General features: G+C 50.1%; 5 protein-coding genes. 2 read left to right on the top strand and 3 right to left on the bottom strand.

Translation table 11 applies throughout. The annotated features are described in order from the left end of the window. Positions 1-23: 23 nt before the first annotated feature. Positions 24-413: a thioesterase family protein gene (locus tag RTY00_RS10025; protein WP_154191163.1), complete on the top strand. Its 390-nt coding sequence runs from the start codon at positions 24-26 to the stop codon at positions 411-413. Positions 414-568: 155 nt separating this feature from the next. After that, positions 569-1,288: a dienelactone hydrolase family protein gene (locus tag RTY00_RS10020; RefSeq protein ID WP_312664328.1), complete on the top strand. Its 720-nt coding sequence runs from the start codon at positions 569-571 to the stop codon at positions 1,286-1,288. 42 nt (positions 1,289-1,330) lie between these two features. On the opposite strand, the gene RTY00_RS10015 is transcribed toward RTY00_RS10020, so the two are convergent. Genes RTY00_RS10015 through RTY00_RS10005 form a run of 3 tightly spaced genes read right to left on the bottom strand, consistent with a single transcriptional unit; the run spans position 1,331 to position 5,354 of the window. Next, positions 1,331-2,815 carry a SulP family inorganic anion transporter gene (locus RTY00_RS10015; protein WP_312664327.1) on the bottom strand — a complete coding sequence of 495 codons (1,485 nt, stop codon included), beginning with the start codon at positions 2,813-2,815 and terminating at the stop codon, positions 1,331-1,333. Then, positions 2,812-3,447, bottom strand: a complete 636-nt coding sequence (locus tag RTY00_RS10010; RefSeq protein WP_312664326.1) for a carbonic anhydrase — start codon at positions 3,445-3,447, stop codon at positions 2,812-2,814. The genes RTY00_RS10015 and RTY00_RS10010 overlap by 4 nt, the downstream gene beginning before the upstream one ends. Further along, positions 3,447-5,354: a heavy metal translocating P-type ATPase gene (locus RTY00_RS10005; protein WP_312664325.1), complete on the bottom strand. Its 1,908-nt coding sequence runs from the start codon at positions 5,352-5,354 to the stop codon at positions 3,447-3,449. The genes RTY00_RS10010 and RTY00_RS10005 overlap by 1 nt, the downstream gene beginning before the upstream one ends. Positions 5,355-5,574 lie beyond the last annotated feature (220 nt).

Raw genomic sequence — 5,574 nt, 5'->3', positions numbered from 1 at the left:
AACTCTCAGATAAGAATATAAAAATTTTTACAAAGCAGTATGAGGTTGATGAAAAACATATTGATTTTCAGGGCGTGGTCGATGGCCTTTACTATCCGTTTTATATGGAGTGGACACGCCATGCTTACATGCGTGAAGCCTTGGGCATCGATATGGAAGAAGAGTTTAAGCAGGGCAAAATTTACATGGTGCTGGAGTATTCCCTGCGCTTTCGTAAGAGCCTGGTGAAAGGTGACAAGGTTGAAGTGACCTGCGTGCTGGCGAAGAATGAGAAGCGCAATCGTGTCAATTTTGTGCAGCAGATACTGGTGAATGGCGTGGTCTACGCCGATGCGACTTTTGTTGCCACCTGCCTGCAGAATGGACGCCCTTCCATGCCTGATGCGGTGATGAATGCGTTAGCGGATGCTTGATGCGGTTTTGGTATTGGTCGCCATGAATGGCGACCCTACGAAGGCGAATGCGTGAAACAAACATTTTATGCGGTCGCATAGACAGCCAGTTGCTTAATTATCCATTCTCTGTAACTTCTTCAATTTCCTCAATTGATAACCAACGAGTTGAATAAATGAGCAACATCACGGTTTCTTCCCTTTCTTACCAGGTTGGCCACGACACGTTCGAAGGATATTTAGTTTACGCTGCAGATCATCAGGCATCGCAACCGGGCATTTTAGTGGCGCCAAACTGGATGGGCGCCACTGAGGATGCAGTTGCGCAGGCCAAAGCCATCGCCGCCAACGGTTATGTGGTGCTGGTAGCCGACTTGTACGGCCAGGGCAAACGTCCAACATCCGGCGATGAAGCTGGCGCGATGATGATGGCGGTGAAAGACAAGCCAGCCGAAGTGGAACGTATGCAGGCAGCGCTGGCGGCACTGCGCACGCAAACGCTCGCGGCAGTTGACGCCACAAAAGTCGCGGCGATCGGTTTCTGCTTCGGCGGACATTGCGCACTGGAGTTCGCACGCAGCGGTGCGGATATCAAAGCCGCCGTCTCTTTCCATGGAACGCTGGATACCACCGGCAGTTATGCGGACAACACCATTAGCGCATCACTGTTGGTGCTTGATGGTGCAGCCGATCCGCTGGTGCCACGCGAGCAATTGGCGGCTTTCGCCAATGAGATGAACAGTAAGGGCGTGGATTGGCAGCTGGCGAGTTTTGCCGGTGCAGTACACTCCTTCACTGATCCGAAAGCGAATAATGCAGGCGTCGCGCAGTATCATCCTGAAGTGACGCAACGTGCGTTCAAGCGCATGTATCAGCTGCTGGACGAAGTGTTTTAAACAGTGTGGGTCGCCTTTGATGGCGACCCGTTAATAAAATCACTACATCATTGTCGGCAAAAACAACGTGAGCTTGCGTTGTTCTGCCTGCGATGCAAATGCTTGTATCGCCTCGCGGAGATCGGGTGCCAGCGTGATGCCATCAGCCACCTCAATATAAACGGTACTTTCATTGGGGATACTGTCTAATAAGCGGCAGAGTTCGGGTTTACTGATGAAGGTGATGTTTTGATGAATGCGCAGCAAATGAATACTGCCGTGCTGTGTGAGCGTTAATGTATTTTTCTCGGCTTTCATGACGCTAATTAATAGCTGGCACAATACACCAAGACCAATGCCTTGCAGCAGTCCGATCCCAACAATTCCGCTCACCGTAACCATAAAGGGAATGAACTGCGTCTTACCTTGCTGCCATTCTTTGATAAACAATGACGGAGACGCGAGTTTAAAACCGGTGAAAATCAGAATGGCAGAGAGGCTGGCAAAGGGGATCGTATTCAGTATCGGTCCCAGTAACAGCGCGCTCAATGCCAGCAGTATACCGTGAAAGATCGCCGAAAAACGCGTGCGAGCGCCGGCATACACATTCGCAGAACTACGCACAATAACCGCCGTCAGTGGCAGCCCTCCCAATAAGCCGCTCGCCATATTGCCTGCGCCCTGCGCAACCAGTTCACGATCGGAATGTGGTGCGCGCTTGAGGGGATCAATACGTGACGTAGCCTCAAGGCTAAGCAGGGTTTCCAGACTTGCCAGCAGCGCAATACTGAAAGCAATCTGATAGAGCGAAGGCTGTGATAATGCAGACCAATCGGGCACTGAAAGTGGCCATGCTTCATCCCATGACCAGTCAGGCAACTGCACCCGCTGCGATAATGGCAACTGCCAGGCTTCTGATGTGGATAGTAAAAATTGCGCCGCTATTCCCCACAAAACAACGACCAGTGGTGCTGGCAGCGCTGACCATCGGCTTTGCTTAAATTGAGGTAACTCCATCAGGACAAGCAACACCAAACTCACTGCCATGATCAACACCGATCCTCCGGTGATATCATGGAAAAAATGCAGCGAAATCTCACTTCCTGCCGGTCTGTCTGGCACATAACCAAACGCGACAGGTATCTGCTGAACGATGAGTAAAATGCCTATGCCGGCCAGCAAACCACGAATCACGGTTCCAGGGATTAAGCCAGCCAAGCGGCCCAATCGCAATAGCCCCGCAGCAATCTGCAGTGCCCCTGCCAGAACCAGCGCAACTAACATGGCTGATATGCTGCCGAGTGTTGCAATGCTCGTCACTACCAGCGCTATCATTCCTGCCGCTGGACCACTTACGGATAACGGAGAAGGACTGATGGCTGTAATCAGTAAACCACCAATAATTCCACTTAGCAGTCCGGCCAAAGGCGGCATGCCGCTCGCCTGAGCCACCCCCAAACATAACGGTAACGCAACCAAAAACACCACCACGCCAGCAAGCACATCCTGTTTCACCGTCGCTAAATGAGAAATAATAAGCGTTTTCATGGTTTAACCTCAGCGTTGTCATCTGACAAAACGTCCAGAATCCCTGTTTTCAAGTCATAAATGCAGCCAAAAATCTCCAGCGGGCGCTGCCGTTTTGCAGATTGAAACAGCGAAGTTTGCTGCAAATGGACAATCTGCTGACGCACGTTAGCTTCTACAAAGAATCGTTTGAGGTGATCTTTGGATAACTGCCTCCACTCCGGATGCTGTTTGATCTGCTGGCGCAAGGCCTGGCTGAGGGGGAACATCTGTCGGGTGAGTGGCGTATCCTTTTTTTCTTCGCCCGGTACCACTGCCATCAAACCGGCAAAATCAACACCGCCGCAGTGGGTATGGCCACAAATAATCACGGTCTCTACCTGCAACGTATTCAAAGCATATTCAATACCGCTCATGATGCTGTCGTCGTCTGCCAGCACCTGATTCGCGACATTGCGCATCACAAATAATTCACCCGGCGATGCCTGAACCAGGGTATCAACTGGCACCCGACTATCAGCACAGCCAATCCACAGGCAACGTGGTGCTTGTCCCGCCTCATGGCGAGAAAAGTATTCGGCGTCGTGATGACTGACGCGTGCCGCATGGGTGCGGTTACGCGCCAGCAGGAGTTCTAATGTGGCGTTAGGCATTAGCTATTCTCCTTTAGGATCATTTGCGTCGGCGTTTTCTCAGTGCGTAATAATCTGAGCGCATTAAACGTCACCACCACCGTAGCACCCGAATCGGCCAGAATAGCCACCCAAAGCCCGGTAACACCGAGCATGCTGGTCAGAAGAAAAATGATTTTTAAGCCAATGGAGAGCGTCACATTCTGACCAATGATGGTTCGGGTGCGCCGGGCTAAATGCAGAAGCTCAGGTAATCTAGCAAGGAGATCATGCGTTAGCGCGACGTCGGCGGTTTCGAGAGCGACGTCGGTTCCCCCGCTCATCGCAATGCCAATATCTGCCGCCCGCAACGCGGGAGCATCGTTGATGCCGTCACCGACCATTGCGGTTGGCGCAGCGATTTGTTGCAGATAGACCGCTTCCACTTTGTGCTTTGGTAACAAACCCACCTGATATTTCATCCCAAGTTGTCCGGCAATAGCCGCAGCGGCACGTGGGTTATCACCTGTTAGCATCAGGCTCTCAACATGCATTGCAGATAACGCTAGAATTGTTTTTTTAGCATCAATCCGCAACGTATCCTGCAGTGCAATAATGCCCAGCGGCACATTCTCTAAGGCGACCACCACCACCGTTAATCCGGCGTCCTCCAGACGTTCAATTTCCCCCGGCAAGATGCTGTCAGGTGCGAATGGTGGCGCAAACGCAGGCGCGGTAACTTTGACGTTTCTACCCCCAATATTGCCTCTCACTCCCTGGCCTAATAACGCCTGGCGATCGCTTGCGATGGTATAATCAGCAAAGCGTTTACTGGCTTGACGGATAATGGCTTGCGCCAGCGGATGGGATGATCCTTCCTCAACACCCGCAGCGAGGCTTAACACCCGATCTTCATCGTTAGGTTTATCCGTGATAATGCAAACCACCATTGGACGCCCTTCCGTCAACGTACCTGTTTTGTCCATGGCGATAACTTTTATCTCGGCCAACTTCTCTAATGCCGCTCCCCCTTTAATCAGAATCCCACGACGGGCTGCCGCAGCCAAACCGGAGGTAATTGCGGCAGGCACTGAGATCACCAGCGCACAGGGGCAGCCGATTAACATCACCGCCAATCCCCTGTAGAGCCACATATCCCAGGGTTGGTCGTAGAAAAACGGAGGAATAATCATCACCATCATGGAAAGCAGAGCAATGACCGGCGTGTAGGTGCGGCTAAAAACATCAATGAATCGTTCAGTCGGTGATTTATGCGCATCGGCTTCATCAATCAATTTCAGGATGCGATCAATGGCATTACACCCTTGCTCTGAGGTGACGGTGAAGCGACAAACGCGATCAATGATCACGCTACCGGCATAAATCTGATGTCCTTTTGCGTATTCCACCGGAAGCGATTCTCCCGTCAATGCACTCTCATCGAATGCGGCCATGCTGTCCTGCAAAATGGCATCAGCCGGTAACCTACCGCCGGGCGCAATTTCAATTTCATCACCTGGCTTTAGTTGACTAACGGGTACCTCCCTGAATGTTCCATCAACCAAAAGCCTCACTGTTTTCGGCATCATGGCTATCAGTGAAGAAACTCCTGCTTTCGCACGCTGCGTAGCGTAATGCTCAAGACTCTCACCGATATGAAACAGCCAAAGCACCACCGCCGCTTCGTAAACGGCATTGATCATCAATGCACCTAGCGACGCGAAACTCATCAGCGTTTCCATGCTGAAGATATTACCCTTGAGAGATTTTCCCCATGCTTTACGGGCAACTGGCCACAGTGCAACGAGTACGAAAAATATGAAAAGTAGTTGTGAAAACTTAGCCGAGTAAATCTGCATAGACCACGCAATAAGCAACAAAACTGAAAATCCTGCGATAGGTTTAAATAACCCAATTAAACCAGATTTAAATAACTCACTCTTTTCCATCTTTATTTCCAAAATAACGACTCATGTCGAGAGTGAAGATAAACAACAAACAACCCGTTCATCTCAATGTTAATTACAATTCATTACATGAAGCTTTTATTACATAATGATTAACAACATGAATTAGATAAATAATTACTCCAATACTAAACGAACAATAAACTATTTTGCATATCGAAATAAATTCAATTACTAAGTTTATGTAAATAATGACTCTCGC

The organism is Pantoea sp. CTOTU49201, assembly GCF_032054795.1.
GTDB classification, from domain to species: Bacteria; Pseudomonadota; Gammaproteobacteria; order Enterobacterales; family Enterobacteriaceae; genus Pantoea; species Pantoea symbiotica.
The sequence above is the reverse complement of the archived record's forward strand: the minus strand, read 5'-3'. Positions and strand labels throughout refer to the sequence as shown.